The 16665-nt window shown below is 47.7% G+C and carries 16 protein-coding genes and 1 pseudogene; 10 read left to right on the top strand and 7 right to left on the bottom strand.

Annotated features, from left to right (window positions below):
- Positions 1-11: 11 nt before the first annotated feature.
- Both ABD949_RS22670 and ABD949_RS30860 read right to left on the bottom strand, forming a co-directional pair.
- Entirely contained in the window at positions 12-2234 is a 2223-nt protein-coding gene (locus tag ABD949_RS22670) for a TonB-dependent receptor (RefSeq protein ID WP_345247290.1), read from the bottom strand.
- A gap of 72 nt (positions 2235-2306) precedes the next feature.
- A complete protein-coding gene (locus tag ABD949_RS30860) occupies positions 2307-2624 on the bottom strand; it encodes a DUF6660 family protein (protein WP_425576796.1) in 318 nt (105 codons plus the stop codon).
- A gap of 135 nt (positions 2625-2759) precedes the next feature.
- On the opposite strand from ABD949_RS30860, the gene ABD949_RS22665 reads away from it, so the two are divergent.
- From ABD949_RS22665 to ABD949_RS22640, 6 genes and pseudogenes are all read left to right on the top strand, one after another.
- A complete protein-coding gene (locus ABD949_RS22665) occupies positions 2760-3089 on the top strand; it encodes an ArsR/SmtB family transcription factor (RefSeq protein ID WP_345247289.1) in 330 nt (109 codons plus the stop codon).
- 61 nt (positions 3090-3150) lie between these two features.
- Complete coding sequence (locus ABD949_RS22660) at positions 3151-4026, top strand: arsenite methyltransferase (protein WP_345247288.1); 876 nt, start codon at positions 3151-3153, stop codon at positions 4024-4026.
- A gap of 13 nt (positions 4027-4039) precedes the next feature.
- On the top strand, positions 4040-4561 hold the full coding sequence (locus ABD949_RS22655; RefSeq protein WP_345247287.1) for an arsenate reductase ArsC: 522 nt from the start codon (positions 4040-4042) through the stop codon (positions 4559-4561).
- A pseudogene (gene arsB, locus ABD949_RS22650) lies at positions 4554-5612 on the top strand (ACR3 family arsenite efflux transporter). The gene ABD949_RS22655 and the pseudogene arsB overlap by 8 nt, the downstream one beginning before the upstream one ends.
- Positions 5609-6412 (top strand): metallophosphoesterase family protein, encoded by an 804-nt coding sequence (locus ABD949_RS22645; protein ID WP_345247286.1) that lies wholly within the window; start codon positions 5609-5611, stop codon positions 6410-6412. Before arsB ends, ABD949_RS22645 begins: the two are co-directional and overlap by 4 nt.
- An 18-nt stretch (positions 6413-6430) precedes the next feature.
- Positions 6431-6982, top strand: coding sequence for a hypothetical protein (locus tag ABD949_RS22640; RefSeq protein WP_345247284.1), 552 nt, complete (start codon positions 6431-6433; stop codon positions 6980-6982).
- 40 nt (positions 6983-7022) lie between these two features.
- On the opposite strand, the gene ABD949_RS22635 is transcribed toward ABD949_RS22640, so the two are convergent.
- The 5 genes from ABD949_RS22635 to ABD949_RS22615 all read right to left on the bottom strand — a co-directional run bounded on the left by ABD949_RS22635 (position 7023) and on the right by ABD949_RS22615 (position 12042).
- Positions 7023-7721 (bottom strand): cytochrome c biogenesis CcdA family protein, encoded by a 699-nt coding sequence (locus tag ABD949_RS22635; protein WP_345247282.1) that lies wholly within the window; start codon positions 7719-7721, stop codon positions 7023-7025.
- Positions 7721-7918: a heavy-metal-associated domain-containing protein gene (locus ABD949_RS22630; protein ID WP_486348248.1), complete on the bottom strand. Its 198-nt coding sequence runs from the start codon at positions 7916-7918 to the stop codon at positions 7721-7723. Before ABD949_RS22630 ends, ABD949_RS22635 begins: the two co-directional genes overlap by 1 nt.
- A 243-nt stretch (positions 7919-8161) precedes the next feature.
- Positions 8162-10537, bottom strand: coding sequence for a heavy metal translocating P-type ATPase (locus ABD949_RS22625; protein ID WP_345247280.1), 2376 nt, complete (start codon positions 10535-10537; stop codon positions 8162-8164).
- Between the two features lie 118 nt (positions 10538-10655).
- A complete protein-coding gene (locus ABD949_RS22620) occupies positions 10656-11015 on the bottom strand; it encodes a metal-sensitive transcriptional regulator (protein ID WP_345247278.1) in 360 nt (119 codons plus the stop codon).
- A gap of 361 nt (positions 11016-11376) precedes the next feature.
- Complete coding sequence (locus ABD949_RS22615) at positions 11377-12042, bottom strand: recombinase family protein (protein ID WP_345247276.1); 666 nt, start codon at positions 12040-12042, stop codon at positions 11377-11379.
- A gap of 846 nt (positions 12043-12888) precedes the next feature.
- On the opposite strand from ABD949_RS22615, the gene ABD949_RS22610 reads away from it, so the two are divergent.
- The 4 genes from ABD949_RS22610 (at position 12889) to ABD949_RS22595 (ending at position 16659) form a co-directional block, all read left to right on the top strand.
- Positions 12889-14193, top strand: a complete 1305-nt coding sequence (locus ABD949_RS22610; protein WP_345247275.1) for an AAA family ATPase — start codon at positions 12889-12891, stop codon at positions 14191-14193.
- On the top strand, positions 14186-15115 hold the full coding sequence (locus tag ABD949_RS22605) for an RloB family protein (protein ID WP_345247368.1): 930 nt from the start codon (positions 14186-14188) through the stop codon (positions 15113-15115). The genes ABD949_RS22610 and ABD949_RS22605 overlap by 8 nt, the downstream gene beginning before the upstream one ends.
- A 300-nt stretch (positions 15116-15415) precedes the next feature.
- Positions 15416-16081 carry an RNA polymerase sigma factor gene (locus ABD949_RS22600; RefSeq protein ID WP_345247273.1) on the top strand — a complete coding sequence of 222 codons (666 nt, stop codon included), beginning with the start codon at positions 15416-15418 and terminating at the stop codon, positions 16079-16081.
- Complete coding sequence (locus ABD949_RS22595) at positions 16078-16659, top strand: hypothetical protein (protein WP_345247272.1); 582 nt, start codon at positions 16078-16080, stop codon at positions 16657-16659. The genes ABD949_RS22600 and ABD949_RS22595 overlap by 4 nt, the downstream gene beginning before the upstream one ends.
- Positions 16660-16665 lie beyond the last annotated feature (6 nt).

The raw sequence follows: 16665 nt of genomic DNA, 5'->3' as shown, positions 1-16665 counted from the left end.
TAACACCAAGGTTACAGAAATAATTTAATGCCACCATTGGTCACGAAGCCTTCCAGCGGTGCCCAGACTTCCCGGAAGGAGGGCCGATCCAACGGAGCCAGCACCCACGGTTGATACCGATCCTGGCGGATGTTGAGTATATTCTCAAAGTTAAGGAAAATGCTCAGGCGTTCCCATCGCCGTTCACCCATTACCCCCATCAACCAGTAGGGCCTTGAATATTCTCCGGTCGAAAGCGGCTTGCGGCTGTTGTAGTAGGCTTCCAGTCCTAGGCGAAACTTTCCTTCCAGCTCATACACTGCGACCAGGTTCACCCGATGCTTTGCCGTAAGCGGAACCGGGCTATTATACTCGGCCCCGGTGTATTTCCGGCGTGTGTCTACGAGGCTGTACCCCGCATAGAGCTTAAAGGCTTCATAGCCAATGCGCACGTTCGTTTCCAGGCCCCGGCTGTCAATAGGGCCGTTGGCGTTGGTGAACTGATACACGGCTGGCGATGTTCCAGGCGTGCCGACACCCGGCGTAATGATAGCGGGAATATCCAGCACCAGCGCATGATCAAGCCGGGTATAAAAGAAAAGCTGATTGATCGACACATCCAGCACATCAAACAACGTCGTTCGGTAATTCACATCGAAATTGCCGCCAATGGAGGTTTCCGGTTGCGCGGTTGCCGGATCAATCGGCCGCACATTTCGAAAAGCAACGCTTTCGGCTTCCTCCGTGAAGATCGTTGGAGCCTTATAGCCAAGCCCCCCGCCCAAGCGAGAGGTGAGCTTTTCTGATAACCGAAACAGGACCGAGACACGCGGCAGGGCGAAGAAACCAAAACGGTTGTGGTAGTCCCCACGAAGACCCGCTTCCAACGTCAGCCAGGGCGCGGCCTTGTAGTTGTTTTGCACAAAGCCGCCCACCGTCACGTACTGGTAGTTGCGACCTTGACTGGTGCCCTCTTCGGTAAATTGCTCTGTCCACAGATTACCCCCGCCAATCCATTCCGACCGCTCGCCCGTGTGCGTGTAACTGGCTTCGGTGAAGCTCGCTACCTGATGACCCGTAAAACGATAATCGGGCTGGGTGAGAATCCGCTTGAAGAAACTGACGCTGTTTTTGATGGTCAGCACCGAGCGTTCAAAGCGTTTGTCAAACTGGAGCTGGGAGGCCAGCCGATCCGAGCGGTTGCGCTCGAAATAGCGGTGCTGCTCATCCTGGCGACCGGCCAGCACTTGCATATCCCCGCCGATGCGGTTTTCCCAATTGCCCATTGCTCCCACCGTCAGCGTAACTGTGGGGTTGAGATAAAAGTAAAGCCGAGGATTGACGGTGTATCGCTCATAATTCGGCAGGGCCGAAAAGCCGGTTTTGCCGGGGTCGTATTCCCGTTGTGTATTCCGGGCAGCAAACAGGGTGATGCCGATCTTTTTCCACTTCTGGCCCCAAAAACCGCTAAGATCGAGGCCTTGGGCCGTGGTGCCGTTGGCCATGAAACTAAGCTCGCGTTCGGCAGTAGGCCGCTTGGTAATCAGGTTGACCAGGCCTGCAATAGCCCCACCTCCATAAAGGGTGGATGCCGAGCCTTTGATGACTTCGACTTGCCGCAGATTTAGCGGAGGAATCTGCAAAATGCTTAAGCCAGCCGCAAAGCCCGAATAGAGCGGCAGACCGTCTTGCAAAATTTGGGTGTAGCGCCCATCCAAACCCTGAATGCGTATGGTGGCATTGGCCGACACGGGCGAAGTTTGCTGCACCTGAATCCCGGTGCTTTCGTTGAGCTGCATGCGAATATCACCAGGCCGCATATTGGCCTTCTCTTCCAGTTCTTCGCCGGTAATGGCTTCGATGCGGGTGGGTATGTCATCAATGCTGCGATTGCTGCGGGTAGAGGTTACTACTACTTCTTCGAGTTCTTCGCCTTCGGAGGGCACCAGCCGCACCATCAGCGAATCCACGCGGGGCGAATCCACCGTGCCGGATAGCGTCAGGCTGTCGGTTTGGGTTTGGTATCCGACAAAGGAGCAGGTCAGCCCATAGCGGCCCGCCGTTGGCACCGTCAGCACCAGTCGCCCGGACGTGTCTGCTGTGGTTCCGATTTGGCCAGGCATTAAGACCGCTGAGGCCCCCGGCAACGGCTTACCGGTTTGGGCATCTTGAATTGTCACCCGCAGGCTGCCTTGCCCCCAGGCTATAGATAATGTGGAGAGTGTCAGCCAGAGCGACACAATAATAAATTTCATAAAATCGTGTGATTGGGTTAGCAATAACCGCCCAGCCAGTCTGATTATGACCAGGAGCGAACAAGGAGAGTGCTAACTCAATCGTGGGGGTTGCCAGATACTGTCTGACACATCAAGCGTGTGCAGAGCCTGGTAGAAAGGCAGCACCGCTACGGGTATACGTGAACGCTGAGTGATAGCCGCCTCCAATTGAGGTGTTTGGGGAACGGTGAAACCGGGGCAAGTGGCGCACAGGCAGAATGGCGAGCAGGTTTCGTCATGCGAGTGATCGGAGCCAGGTTGCGAAGCTTGAGCAGCCACTGGAGTAGATTCATCCAGGCATAAAGCTTCACAGGGCAGTGCGGAGAGCACCAACACGTAAAGCGCCAAAATGATCTGCAACAGTTTCATGCCGTAAAGGTATGAAATAATGGCCTCCCGTACTTACTTTGTTCCCATACCTACCTGGAAGAAACTAGCCCAAATAACGAAATTAAAAAAATCATCGTAATATTGCGATATAACTTTATTTACTACCTTCGCAGTATGGGAGTGACCAAGACGGAAATATTCACCGAAGAGCAGAACCGCATTGCGGATCTAGCGAAAGCTTTTGCGCATCCGGCAAGGGTGGCCATCCTGCAAATGCTTATTGCTAAAAAATCCTGCGTTTGCGGTGACCTAGTCGGTGAATTGAACTTGGCCCAAGCGACCGTTTCCCAGCATTTAAAGGAGCTGAAACGCATCGGCATCATTCATGGAGAAATCAACCCACCACGCGTGTGTTACTGCATCAACCCACCTGTCTGGGAAGAAGCCAGACAGGCCTTTGGTTCCCTGATAGAATCGTTCAATTCCGTATCCTGCTGTGCTTAAAATGGCAGGTATTTTTTTGTCCAAGATAATCGTAAAAATACAATAAACCGATAGGATTTATATGAAAACCGCAGAGCAAATAAAAGAAGTCGTGCGCCAGAAATACGGCGCGATTGCTGAACAACCGGACGCCAATGGCTGTGGCTGTGGGCCAACCTCCTGTTGCGGCCCAGAGATCGACGCGAATGTGCCCATCGTCATGGCTCAGGACTACCAGGAGCTGAACGGCTACGTAGCCGATGCTGATTTGGGGCTCGGTTGTGGTCTGCCCACGCAATTCGCCCAGATAAAGCCGGGCAATACGGTGGTGGATCTGGGTTCAGGCGCAGGCAATGATTGCTTTGTAGCACGCGCCGAAACGGGCCAAACCGGCCGTGTGATTGGTCTGGATATGACCCCGGCCATGATCGACCGAGCCCACAAGAATGCAAAGGCATTGGGTTACACCAATGTTGAGTTTGTTTACGGTGACATTGAGGACATGCCACTGCCGGAGAATCTGGCTGATGTGGTGGTGAGCAATTGCGTGATGAATCTCGTGCCGGATAAGCGCAAAGCTTTTTCAGAAACCCATCGCATTTTGAAGCCGGGCGGTCATTTCAGCATTTCCGATATTGTCTTGAGAGGCGAGCTGCCCGAAGGCTTGCAGCAAGACGCGGAAATGTATGTGGGCTGCGTCTCGGGGGCCATCCAAAAGGACGCCTATTTGCAACTCGTGCAGGAGGCCGGATTTACTAACATTCAGGTGCAGAAGGAGCGGGAAATATCCCTACCCGACGATGTGCTGAAAAACTACCTGTCTGCGGATGAGATTGCCGAATATCGCCAGCAAGACCGAGGCATCTATAGCGTGACCGTTTTTGCGCAGAAGCCAGCTACCAACACCGAAAACAACAAAGCCGCCGACGCCTGTTGCGCGCCAGGCTGCTGCAATTAATCCAAGCTTAATTATGAAACGTATCCTAGTGCTTTGCACCGGCAATTCTGCCCGCTCCCAATTGGCCCAGGGCTATTTACAGCATTTTGCCGATACGTCGGATCGCGGTGATCGGGCCGAGGTGTTAAGTGCCGGGGTTGATCCGAAAGGGCCGGGCCGCCGGGCGGTCAACCCTTTGGCCATGCAAGTCATGGCCGAAGATGGCATCGACATTTCGCACTACACCGCCCGGCGATACGGCTCGAACCATGCGGACGAATACACTGCCATTCCGTTCGATTACGTCATCACGGTTTGCGACACTGCCCGTCGTGGCGACGCCCGCGAGCAGTGCCCATCCTTCCCATCGAGCACCCAGCCTGGCGTGGCCCGGCGGTTTCATCACAGCTTTACCGATCCTGGCCATGTGCCCGGCCGGTTCGCCGGTGCGATAGATGCATTGACCTCCTTCCGCCAGGTGGGTGACGAGATCAAAGCCTACAGCCGCCAATTCATTGAAAACCATCTCACTACCAACAGCCCCGCACATGCCTAGACTTTCGTTTCTAGATCGTTTTCTCACGCTGTGGATCTTCCTGTCCATGCTGGTGGGAGTTGGCATTGGGTATTTCTTCCCGCAAACGGAAGCCTTCATAAATCGGCTCAATTCCGGCAGTACCAACATTCCGTTAGCCATTGGTCTGGTGTTGATGATGTACCCGCCACTGGCAAAAGTGCGTTACGAGGAATTGCCCAAGGTGTTTAGCAACACCAAAATTCTGGGATTGTCGCTGCTGCAAAACTGGATCATCGGACCACTGTTGATGTTCGGCCTGGCGGTAATTTTTCTGCCGGATAAACCCGAATATATGACCGGTCTCATCATGATCGGCATTGCCCGCTGCATTGCGATGGTCATTGTCTGGAACGACCTGGCGGGCGGGGACTGATTGTATGCTGCCGGCTTGGTGGCTTTTAACAGCATCTTTCAAGTGCTGTTCTATTCGGTCTATGCCTATGTGTTTATCACCGTTTTGCCACCCCTGTTTGGCCTGAAAGGCTTTGAGGTCAATATCACCATCGGGGAAGTTGCGCAGAGCGTCTTTATTTATCTGGGCATTCCCTTCCTAGCGGGCCTATTCTCACGCTTGATTATCACTCGAATCTTTAGCCGCCAATGGTACGAGCAGACCTTTTTGCCCGCGATCAGCCCCATTACGCTGATTGCCCTGCTGTTTACCATCGTGGTGATGTTCAGCCTCAAAGGCAACCTGATCGTCTCCATTCCGCTGGATGTGCTACGCATTGCCCTACCGCTAACCATCTATTTCGCCCTTATGTTTTTCTCGGCCTTTTACCTTTCGAAGCGAGCCGGAGCGGATTACTGCAAATCCACTTCCCTGGCTTTTACCGCAGCCGGGAACAATTTCGAGCTTGGTATTGCGGTGGCTATCTCCGTATTCGGTATCCATTCCGGTGCCGCTTTTGCCGCGGTGGTTGGACCGTTGATTGAGGTGCCCGTGTTGATCCTGATGGTCAATTTTGCCCTCAAGCAGGAAAAGAAATTTGCCCCTTACTATAAAAAAACCTTTCAAAAACACGCATGAGAATTGCCCTGTTTTCCGACATTCATGCCAATCTGCCCGCGCTGGAAGCGGTACTTGCTGACATCGACAGCCGCAGGCCGGATGCGGTGTACTGCCTGGGGGATTTGGTCGGCTACAATGTGTGGCCAAACGAAGTAATCGCCCAAATTCGCCAACGCAACATTCCGACCATCGCCGGAAATTATGATTTCGGCATTGGCCGGGCCTCGGATGATTGTGGGTGCGCCTACAAAACCGACGATGAGAAAACCAATGGCAAGGTGTCCATTGCCTACACCAATGAAGCCATAGGCGATCCGGAGCGGGCCTATTTGCGGGCGCTACCCACTCATATTCGGGTGGAGTTTGAGCTAGGCAATGATCCGGCCCATCTGTGGCAGCAACAAACGCCCTTCTCGCTGCTGCTGGTGCATGGCAGTCCCCGACGCGTCAATGAATATCTGTTTGAGGATCGGGGAGATCGAAGCCTTGCCCGTGTGCTGGAAGGAGCCAGCGCGGATATTTTGTGCTTTGGCCACACGCACAAGCCTTTTCACAAGGTGGTGAGCGCCGAGGGCGAAGGCGAGGCACCGTATTACCGACATGCGATCAATATTGGTTCAGTTGGTAAACCCAAAGACGGCGATCCACGGGCCTGTTATGTGCTGCTTACCATTGATGAGACCGCCCGCCCTGGTTTGGCTGATGGGATCAGTGTTGAGTTTATCCGCGTTCCGTACGATGTGGAACGCGCGGCCTTTGCCGTTGAGCAAAGCGAATTGCCAGATGTGTACGCCCAGGCGTTGCGTCTGGCTCAGTAACTTTAACATCAGCAGAAAATGACTTGGACATTGTTTCTGCTTTTTGTTGTTTGCCTTCAGCAATTAGACAAGCCAACGGGTCCTGCTGAAAATGGCCTGTATCTGACCGCATCCGACTTTGAAGGTGGGCAGTTGGTCTATCCCTTCCGCGCCAACCGGAAGGGATGCCACTGGCGGCCAGGTCGCCACGGCCGTAGAAGCATGATGCTAGTCCTGCCTGATACGATTATCCAGGCCGATGAATCAACCTATTGGGGATTTCGCCGGGCAGGCCGAAACCTGACTTACGAAGTGATCGACCATGACAGATTGGTTCTTTATTCGGTGGAAAGTTTTGGTATGGAAGGCAGGCGCATTTTCTATTATTTCAGTGCATCCTCTGATGCCCCGGTCATGCGGCTGAGCCGAAAGCAACTTCACCTAACCTTTGGGCATCACATCCACTTTCTCCGCCTATTGGATTCTATGCCCCCTTCGGTCAAATTAACCGATTACATGGTACGAGAAGGCCATACCAGTCTGGTCGAGTTTTTCCGCAGAAGCCAGATAATTCATAGGCCCAATAAGTAACCCATGCTTACAAACGACTGAAGTGATAAAACCTTATATGTTAATCTTGCATTAAAGCTAAATAGGTTTGAAGATAATAGTAGCTGACAAATAAAAGCGCTCCTCCACTCATGATCTGAATGCTGCGCCTAAACCAGGTAAGCTGAGCGAAGCGAGACACGGCCCCGGCGAAAAGCCCCACGAATAAAAAAGGAAGCCCCCTACCAATTCCAAACGTCAGGGACAGTAGTAATCCATACACAGGGCTGGCGGTTGCCGCCGCTACCGAGAGTAACAGCAACAGCGGGGCGGCCGATGTCCCCAGGCTAAAGATAAAACTATACCCAAAGGCTCCGCTGATGCCCGGCTTACGAAGGACAGCCAGTTGTTTTTCCTTCAGGCGAGGACCGTAAAACGATATTATGGCCGCTAACAAGGAAATGATCGCCATGCCTAAGGCCCAATAGCGGCCAAAAGATTCTGTCAGAATAGCCCCCAGTCTACCCGCTAATGCACCCAGTAGGGTTAAATTCACAACGATCCCGGCAAAGAAGGCCGTAGCCACGAGAAACCCTTGCTGACGGGAATTATTAGTTTGGGCGCTACTGCTCACTAAACCGGCCATGCCCAAACCCACCGGAAGCGTACAGGGGCATACCCCACTGGCTACAATGCCAGCCAATAAGGTAACGGCAAAACTGAGGAAAGAACCTTGAGAAAGACTATCCCCAAAACGTTCAATGAAATCCTCTAACGTCATTATTTTTTGGCTTCCACCGGCTTACCAGCCTGGTACCCTAACTCATTGATAGTCTTTACCAACTGCTCCGGTGAAACTTTGCCCTGGGTGTAAGTCACTTTTGCTTCCCGCTTTTCCAGGCTCACCGTTACATCCTGCACCCCTTGCAGGGAAGCCACATTCTGTTTAACATTCGCTTGGCAGGCACTACAAGACATACCTTTCACGGGTATAATAACCGTTTTTGCGGTCCCTTGCAGGCTTTGTTGCGAAGTGGTCTTTTCTTCCCCTTTTAAGGCCTGTCTATACGAAAGAGTCATTAAGCCCATCCATCCTAGGAGACCCAGGCACAGAAGTCTTTTCGTTAGAGTACCCTGAGGCAGCGATATAGTTTTCATGATCGAATTGTACTGTTTACGGGTAAATAAATTGGTTTGTTGTTGACCATCGTTGCTGGATGCTTACGCTTCAATAGCGGTAAATCCGGATTCCCGAAGCGCTTCTTTCAATTGCTGTTGGCCTACTTTCGTGGGCTCATACCGTACAAAGACGTGTTTTTGAGCTATTTTGGAGGTTACCTCCTGAACGCCCGGTAACTCGGTCAAGGTAGCCTTAATGGTTCCGGCGCAGCCCTCACATACCATATCGGGCACCCGGAACGCCACTTGGGCTAGCGATTCAGGCTTAGCCTCATAGGGCTTTTCCAGCTTAATGGAGCGAATACGAAGTGTGTTTACCAAAATAGCAAAAATACTAATAATCATGACCGCAATAGCGAGTAGCGGAGTAATCAAACCCAGGGCGGCCAGCACCATGCCGACGATATTAAAGAGTACCGCCACGATCACATTGCCAGTCATTGTCCGGTAACTGGCTTTGCCTAATATCAAGGCATTGACCACATCCATGAGCTTATCACCGATTAAGATTACTCCGGCTGACTCAATAGCTACGTCCGTTCCGGCACCGATGGCAATCCCTACATCCGCCTGGGCCAGGGCGGGTGCATCGTTGATGCCATCTCCCACCATCGCCACTTTTCGGCCTTGGGCCTGCAGGGATTCCACGGCGGCCACCTTATCGGTTGGCAAAAGCTCCGCCTGAACCTGTTGCAACCCTAACGTTTGGCCAATGGCCTGGGCAACCGGCTTGGCATCTCCCGTCAGCATGACCGTAAGGATACCTCTTTGATTTAACTTGTGAATCACCTGAGCCGCCCCTTGTCTTGGGGTATCCTGAAGCGCGACCAGGCCGATCACGTTATTCCCTTTGGCTAAACCGATGACAGTTTTACCTTCCGCCCCCAAACGGATAATCTGCCCCTTTACCGTAGAGGGGAGTTGAACTCCTTTCTCTTGCAGAAAAGAAGGTTTCCCGGCTATTACTTCCTGCCCCTGATAGGTTGCCAAGACCCCTTTTCCGGGAATTGCCCGAAAGTTTTCTACGTTCCACGGCGGCGCACCTTCCTTCTTTGCATAAAAGGTAATCGCCTGTCCAATCGGATGCTCAGAGCGGCTTTCCAGAGCGGCCAACAGGGCTAACATTTCTTGGGAATCCTTTCCAAAGGCTTCTATCTCGGTCACTGTGGGTTTCCCGTAGGTCAACGTGCCGGTCTTATCCAGCACGACCGTATCCACAATGGAGAGTCCATGAAATACCTCACTGGCTTTGACCAATAGACCAATAGAGATCCCCTTGCCACCGGCAATAGCGGCCAGCATCGGGGTCGTGATGCCCAGCGCACAAGGATACCCCATAATGATTGTGGTAATCAGCACGATCGTGGCTTGCGTAAAGTTACCCGTGAGCAGAGCCCAGGCGGCGAAGGCCAGCCCCGCGACAATGAAAACCACCGGTCCGTAATAATTCATCAAGCGATCTGCTAGCAACTCAATGGGTGGTTTGCGTTCCGCAATCGTACTCATGAGCCGGACAATCTGATTTAAAAAGCTATCCTCTCCCGTCTTGGTCACCTGAACCTGAAGGGCACCATCCAGATTCAATGTTCCCCCAATGACTTTGGCACCCACTTCCTTGGTGACGGGTACGGATTCCCCGGTGAAGCTGGATTCATCGACACTGGCTGTGCCCGAGATCACTTCACCATCCAGGGGCAATCGCTCACCCGGCCGCACTTCCACCACTTCGCCAATGGTAACCTCTTTCGTTAACACCTCAACGAGTTGATTTCCCCGAAGCACCCGGGCTTTGGAAGGCTGCAAGGAAAGCAACTTACGCACAGCTTCCGAGGCTTTCTTGCGGGTATCTAATTTAAAATAGGCAAAGAACAGGTGCAGCGACATCAGCCAGGCGGCGAGAGGCAAAAAATTAGGCCAGGCAGGATCAAACAAGGCGAGAACCCCTACCATAAAAGATCCCCATGCACCCGCCGATAAAAGGACATTGGCATTAATGACCCGTTGGTTAATGGCCATCAGGGTCTTGCGCAAAACCGGATACCCGACCCAGAATAGTACTACCAGGGCCACAGCAAAGCTAAACCAAGCCCGGTAGGGCGCTGGCAAGGCAAACAAATTGATGGGATCAATCAGCAGATCCAGTACCGAGAGCACCATGCCTATGGTACCGCGCTGCTTAATCACTTGAAACAAATCCTCATCATTTTGATATTGCTGAACTTCCGTGGCCGACACACTGTAGCCCAGTTTCTCGACCGCGTCGGCCAGCTCGTCCCGCTTGATTTGGGCCGTATCGGCTTCGACCAGCACAATCCCGTGCACCAGATTCACCATCACGCTTTTCACGCCGGGATACCGCTTGAGTGCCGTTTCCACACTCATGGTGCAGAAGGAGCACATGAGCCCTGATACCTTCATTTGAACGGTTTCCGTTGCCATGCTATTTTTTGGGTAAAATCCTTTTCTAACTTACATTTCATGCTTCTTGGCAAAGGAGAGCCACAGGGGGGGTGTTTGCCAAGCCGGTGGTAAAAAATTATTCTTCCGGTTTGTCCTTGAGCTTGTTTAAGTTCTCATCAATGGTTTGTAACTGGGCGATCACCTGGCTAACTTCTTTCAAGCCGAGTTTGGGAAATTCCTGGCGGATAAATTCTATTTTATCGGCGTCTCCGCAGTTTCCTGGACAGGCATTGACAACATTGACAATCTTTTGAGCTAAATCCTTCCTTAGGGTCTCATCCAGGACCACATAAATGGCTTTTTGCAGGGCCCCTTCTACTGCCTTGAACTGCACAAAAATTTCATTGGGATCTCGTTGCTCATCGAGCATGCGTTCAATGCCCTCAATCTGCCCTTTAATGTAATGCAAGCGCTTTTTTAAGTCTCTTGTGTCCATTTTTCTGCTTTTTTACAAGGGTAAACATTAGGGGGGGGTGTTTGGCAACTATACCTCTGTTTTTTTATTGATCTGACTCCTTAATATCCTGAGCACTCGGGTAGGTTGATCGGGGCCGGTTCGTGGGAGCGATTCCGGAACGGCCGTGGTCCGGCATTCCGGAGCGGGACCGTTCACACTTTTAGATGTTCTCCTATTTAGTTATTTAGAAGGGGCGGACGCTGGTTGCGTATGCTACGGAAAAACGTTAACAATAGCCAATATTTTACCGTGGCAGACACCGGTTTTTACCGGTACCCCTAGTATACAGTAGTTTCATTAGCCGGTATGACCCGGTTATTCTTGTAGTACAGAAGAAATGCTATTGTATAAGTGCTGATCGTGCTGGATCAAGTCGTTGAGCACTCATGGCAAAAAAGCGTTTTCCCCGCCGGGTCCGATACCCAAGGGTATTCAGCCGCTCGGCAATGGCGGCATAGGTTAGTCCCTCCTTCCGATACAGCCGTACCAGTTCGGCTGCCTGCACATTGCTGGGGTGGGTACGGGCGTTGTGCTGCTGTACCTGCCTGCCTAATAGGTTAATAGCCGGTGTCATATTAGGCATACCAAGCTGATGTCCCTGGGCTTTTTTAGCCGCCAGCGCCTGCCGGGTGCGATCAGCGATCAGCTCCCGCTCGTGCTGAGCCAGTACAGCCATAATGCCCACCGTTAAAGTATTGGCATCGGGAATGTCGCAGGCCACAAAGTCTACTTCGGAATTGCGCAGCGAAAAAATAAAGGAAACGTTGCGGCTCAAACGGTCAAGCTTGGCGATCAGTAGCCGGGCCCCGTGCTGCTTGGCAAAGGCGATGGCGGCTTGAAGTTGAGGGCGGTTAGCTTTTTTACCCGACTCTACTTCAATAAACTCGGCCAGCAGCTGGTCCCCGTTCTTGAGAAACCGCTGCACAATTTCCCGCTGCGCGGAGAGGCCTAGTCCGCTCTTGCCCTGACTAGCTGTAGAGACGCGGTAGTACGGTACGTAGTTCATCCCAAAATGAAAGGGTCCTAGTAAAGTAACGGAAGACACCTACTCTTTTCCACTTCTATCCCCTTTCCAATAAGGGTAAGAGCAGCCGCTGATTTTGCCTGAATTTTTAGCGGAGGCGTGTTCCACGGGTAAAGATAAGGAAAAATGGGGCTTTATAACGTTCTGGCAACGGGCGTTGTTAAAATGTTATGGCTACTAAACAAGCACGATTAGTTACATGCTTGTTTCAGAAGAAGCAAGAGGAAATTCTAGTCAGGACAGGAGACAGGGCTTGAATGTGCGTCTAAGCCTTGTAAATTTTATATATTACCCGTTGCCGTAAGTATTGCTCCGGCATTTACTCGTATAAGAGTGGCTAAACGAGGGTTCAATAAGGCAGTTGTATAAGCACCATTGTTGTATAGTATGCCGAACTACTTAGAGACAACAATCCACTGCAGTCAGTAAGCACTCTTTACTAGATGGTGAAAAACACCAGCTGCTATTTTGGAAGAAATGTCCATCAAATGGAGGAAATAGACAGTTTACATATCCGACAAGAATACGCTCAGACAAATTTGTCCAATCGGCAAGCAGCGGAGTTGATTTAGTTGTGTCGCAGAGAGGGACTAATGTACCGGGCCATTGCCATTCGGGTAAACCAAATAAGCTATCGTACTTGAGGAGGGCAGGAATTGTTGGCTATAAGTGTCAAACTACTACCAAGACGTATATAAACAATGAGGAAAGTCAATAAAATCTTTGTAGATGTCCTAATAATATAGGAGATATTGAACTTAAAGACACAAAAATTTGCTTTAATTAGAGTTTATTGTAAGATTTACACAAAAAACGCGTATAAAATCTATGTTAGTCGAATTTAAAGTAGCGAACTTTCGGTCTATAAGGTCTGAGCAGGTATTTACCATGGCTGCAGAAAGCGGTCGTAATAAGTCAGACAATACTTTTTCTTTGACTTTAGCTGATGGTAGTGAGGAACGACTTCTACGTTCTGCAGTCATTTACGGAGCCAACGCTTCCGGCAAGTCTACCTTTATACTTGCATTCCTTGTTTTTCGCTATTTTGTAAGTGAATCTTCTAAATTCAAAGTTGACAAACCAATTAACTGTTATGAACCGTTTCTATTAGACGTAGATTTTGAAAATGCGCCTGTAGAATTTGAAATTACTTTTATAAATAAAGAAAAAATTAAGTATAGGTATGGCATTAAATTTAACCGAAATTACGTATTGTATGAACAACTTGATTTTTATCCGAATGGAAAAATAACTAATCTTTTTAAAAGATCTTCTGAATCAGAAGATTATGATACGTTATCCTTGGGGAAAAGTTTAAAAGATAAAAATATTTCCCGAAAAGTATTTAAAAACCAACTATATCTTTCTCGTTTTGGCTTTAGCGAACCACATGATCAATTAACTCCTATATACCGCTATTTAAATGAGTTAAATATATGGAATGCGTCAAACAAAATTAGGCTTGATTCGCTAAGAAAAGATATCTCAAAGCTAATTCTTGAACCAAATAATCAAATTTTTGCAAAGAAATTGAGTAAATTAATCAAAGTTGCAGACACGAAGATTGAAAATGTTTCAGTAAAAGTCGCTTTAGAAAATGAATTTGAATTTCCTGACTTCTTACCTGAAGATTTGAAAAAACAGTTTATTGAAGATAATAGTATAAAAGCATTTGCTACTCACACTTTGTATAAAGAAAAAAATGAAATCGGAATACGAGAACTACCATTTGATGAAGAATCACAAGGCACGAATGTACTATTTGCTTTAGGTGGCTTAATTTTACAAACTCTAGATAAGGGTGGAGTGATTATTGTTGATGAATTGGATAATAGTTTACATCCCAAATTGTCAAAATTTTTAGTTCGTTTGTTCAACAGTCCAATTACTAACAAATGGAATGCACAACTAATTTTTGCGTCACATGAAGTTACGCTTCTAGATAAAGATAATCTTCGAAAAGATCAAATATGGTTTACTTCAAAAGATAAATTTGGAGAAACTGAACTTTTTTCTGCTAAGGATTTTGAAGGAGTTAGGGATGATACGCCTTTTGATAAATGGTATAATAGTGGCAAATTTGGAGGAGATCCAAAGATTAAAGAAGTAGAGTTTATTTTTGGAAATGACTAAAAAAAAGAGAACTCCAGCAACCTCTATATTTATTGCCTGTGAGGGTAAAAATACTGAACCTATTTATTTTGAGAGAATAAGTGAGGAGATAGAAGAGATGGGTCAGTTAGTTGTAACTATATACCCCGACCGCAATGAAGATAATCCTAAATCAGATGCGTTAGGGTTGATTAAAGAGGCACAAAGTAGAATTGACGATTATGATGAAGTGTGGGTCGTTTTTGATAAGGATGGGTACACAAAGCATAAAGAGGCTTTTGAACTAGCTGATCAACTTATTAATAATAAAAAAATTAAAGTTGCATTTTCAAGCATTGCATTTGAGCAATGGGTATTACTTCATTTTGAAAAGTGTTCGACTCCTTTCCCAAAGTCAGAAAATGTAATAAAAAAACTTCAAGAAGAAAAATACTATCCTGATTATAGCAAAAAGGCAAATTTTGACATTTATCCTACTTTAAGGGATAAAACAAAGATTGCAATTGAAAATGCAGCTTGGCTTAGGTATACTATAAAAAGCCAACTTGTAAATACACCAATTTTCGAACTTTCATCTTACACAGACATAGATTTCTTAGTAAAGAAATTATTTGGTATTGATAATTTAATTACTTGGGCATCATTAAATAATCAATATAACCTTGATGGTTTAATTATTACTCCGCGATTGATGGATAATAACTTAACTTTTGAAATTACTAATGACGTAAATGTGTCCTACTTATTAAACCAAAATAATTTACAAGACAATATTCAAGTATTTAATAGCCAAGATATTATCATTCCAATCACGATTGAACAAACTACTTTAATCGAACCTGGGCAAACTCTATTAAGTAAAATACAACTTCCCGCTGATGCCGTAGCAAGCTATTGCCATTTCAATCATAATAGAATTACCCTAAAGGTTATACTTCAATAAATATATTAGTGACCTTGACCTAAATCCTGGACAGTCAAAACGGATATGTTACCTAAATTATGTCATGTACTTCATAGACTTAGCTTTAAACGGTCACTCAGTGTCAAGCATTAAGATGAATCTACTTGAACCATAACCTAAACACTTGATTTTCATATAATTAGCCTATTGAAAATATAATTAAAATCATAATAATAAAAAAATTCACTTTTTTTTCACTTTTATCTGTCACAAAGCAGACAAGTCTGCATATAATTATTAGAAGCACCATAGTAACCCATTCCGCAAACGTATACGACCGTGGATTTTACAACACTCATTGGGCTGCTGTCAAAACCCGACAAAACGACCGCAGAAATTAAAACTTGTACAAAAGAGCTTTATGTCAAATATGGCAATTCCTTAATAGGTTTTGGAAAATACCTACTATTTACAAGGGAAGGTGCTATGGCTGAGGATATTGCCATTAAGCTAATGTATAATACATTGGATAAAGCGACTCAACGTTTAAAGACGGGACAGATTACTTCTGAAACGCATCTGAAGAACTGGCTGTTCGCCGTTTTCAAGAATGACGTTCTTGGGCATATACGGGCCCTCCCGGATGAACTGTATCATGAGGAATATATTGACCATCCACCTGAGAATGACGACGAAAATGAAAGCCGGGTAATTAGAAGTGAAGCGATGCTTGATACTATAGTTGACGAAATAAGTAGCTTTAATGATGAGGACCGAGAACGAGAACTTTTAATTGGGGACAATGTTTGGGCCTTACTTGATACCCTTTCCGACCATGAAAAAGACATAGTGTTACTCAGGATAAAAGAAAATTTATCCTATAAGCAGATAGCCCAACGGCTAAACGTGACAAATGTCAGTACGCTACGCCAACTCTACGGACGAGCGATAGAAAAATTGCAGAAGGTTTACTCGCAACCTACAAGACCAACCCCAACCAAATGACTTATAAATTAGACCCCTTCGAGACGCTTTTAAAACTTGCATTATCAGAAGGAGAATTCACAAACGAATTTCAAGCCGAAGTTGAAGCCACCTTCAACGGCCAATACGCTACACAGATTGATCCCATAAAAGAGGCTGCAATTCTAAACCGATTAGAGTATTCCGTTGCGAATGAGACGGTAGGCCAACTAATAAAATCAGTAATCAATCTGGAGCAAACAGACGTCTCAACATTATTACTTCAAACAGGGCTAGCTGAAGAAACGTTTGCTGATCTTACAGAAGATCGCATCCTAATTGATCGTATAGCTATTATGATGTTTAAGCGGCTAATGAATCAACTAGCTATACCCTTTGAACGACTTGAGAAAGCGGTGTGGGTAACGTATCAACTAATTGGAGACGTAGTAGCTAGCCAAAGGGTATCGCTTGAGGGCCGTCGCTTTTATCGCCAGAGCTCGCCTGGAATAAATGAAACTAGCGCTCAGCATCGAAATATACCTGTCTCACGATCTACTAAGCAAAACCAACGGAGTATGCTAGACCAGTACATGGCTGAATTGAAAGAAATTTACTAAGTCTTT

The organism is Nibrella saemangeumensis (genome assembly GCF_039541915.1).
GTDB lineage: Bacteria > Bacteroidota > Bacteroidia > Cytophagales > Spirosomataceae > Nibrella > Nibrella saemangeumensis.
Note: the sequence above shows the minus strand (reverse complement) of the source record. Positions and strands in the feature narration are given on the sequence as shown.

Coding starts and splice junctions, on each gene's coding strand:
- ABD949_RS22670 (WP_345247290.1), bottom strand. CDS start 2,234: ATGAAATTTATTATTGTGTCGCTCTGGCTGACACTCTCCACATTATCT.
- ABD949_RS30860 (WP_425576796.1), bottom strand. CDS start 2,624: ATGAAACTGTTGCAGATCATTTTGGCGCTTTACGTGTTGGTGCTCTCC.
- ABD949_RS22665 (WP_345247289.1), top strand. CDS start 2,760: ATGGGAGTGACCAAGACGGAAATATTCACCGAAGAGCAGAACCGCATT.
- ABD949_RS22660 (WP_345247288.1), top strand. CDS start 3,151: ATGAAAACCGCAGAGCAAATAAAAGAAGTCGTGCGCCAGAAATACGGC.
- ABD949_RS22655 (WP_345247287.1), top strand. CDS start 4,040: ATGAAACGTATCCTAGTGCTTTGCACCGGCAATTCTGCCCGCTCCCAA.
- ABD949_RS22645 (WP_345247286.1), top strand. CDS start 5,609: ATGAGAATTGCCCTGTTTTCCGACATTCATGCCAATCTGCCCGCGCTG.
- ABD949_RS22640 (WP_345247284.1), top strand. CDS start 6,431: ATGACTTGGACATTGTTTCTGCTTTTTGTTGTTTGCCTTCAGCAATTA.
- ABD949_RS22635 (WP_345247282.1), bottom strand. CDS start 7,721: ATGACGTTAGAGGATTTCATTGAACGTTTTGGGGATAGTCTTTCTCAA.
- ABD949_RS22630 (WP_486348248.1), bottom strand. CDS start 7,918: ATGTCTTGTAGTGCCTGCCAAGCGAATGTTAAACAGAATGTGGCTTCC.
- ABD949_RS22625 (WP_345247280.1), bottom strand. CDS start 10,537: ATGAAGGTATCAGGGCTCATGTGCTCCTTCTGCACCATGAGTGTGGAA.
- ABD949_RS22620 (WP_345247278.1), bottom strand. CDS start 11,015: ATGGACACAAGAGACTTAAAAAAGCGCTTGCATTACATTAAAGGGCAG.
- ABD949_RS22615 (WP_345247276.1), bottom strand. CDS start 12,042: ATGAACTACGTACCGTACTACCGCGTCTCTACAGCTAGTCAGGGCAAG.
- ABD949_RS22610 (WP_345247275.1), top strand. CDS start 12,889: ATGTTAGTCGAATTTAAAGTAGCGAACTTTCGGTCTATAAGGTCTGAG.
- ABD949_RS22605 (WP_345247368.1), top strand. CDS start 14,186: ATGACTAAAAAAAAGAGAACTCCAGCAACCTCTATATTTATTGCCTGT.
- ABD949_RS22595 (WP_345247272.1), top strand. CDS start 16,078: ATGACTTATAAATTAGACCCCTTCGAGACGCTTTTAAAACTTGCATTA.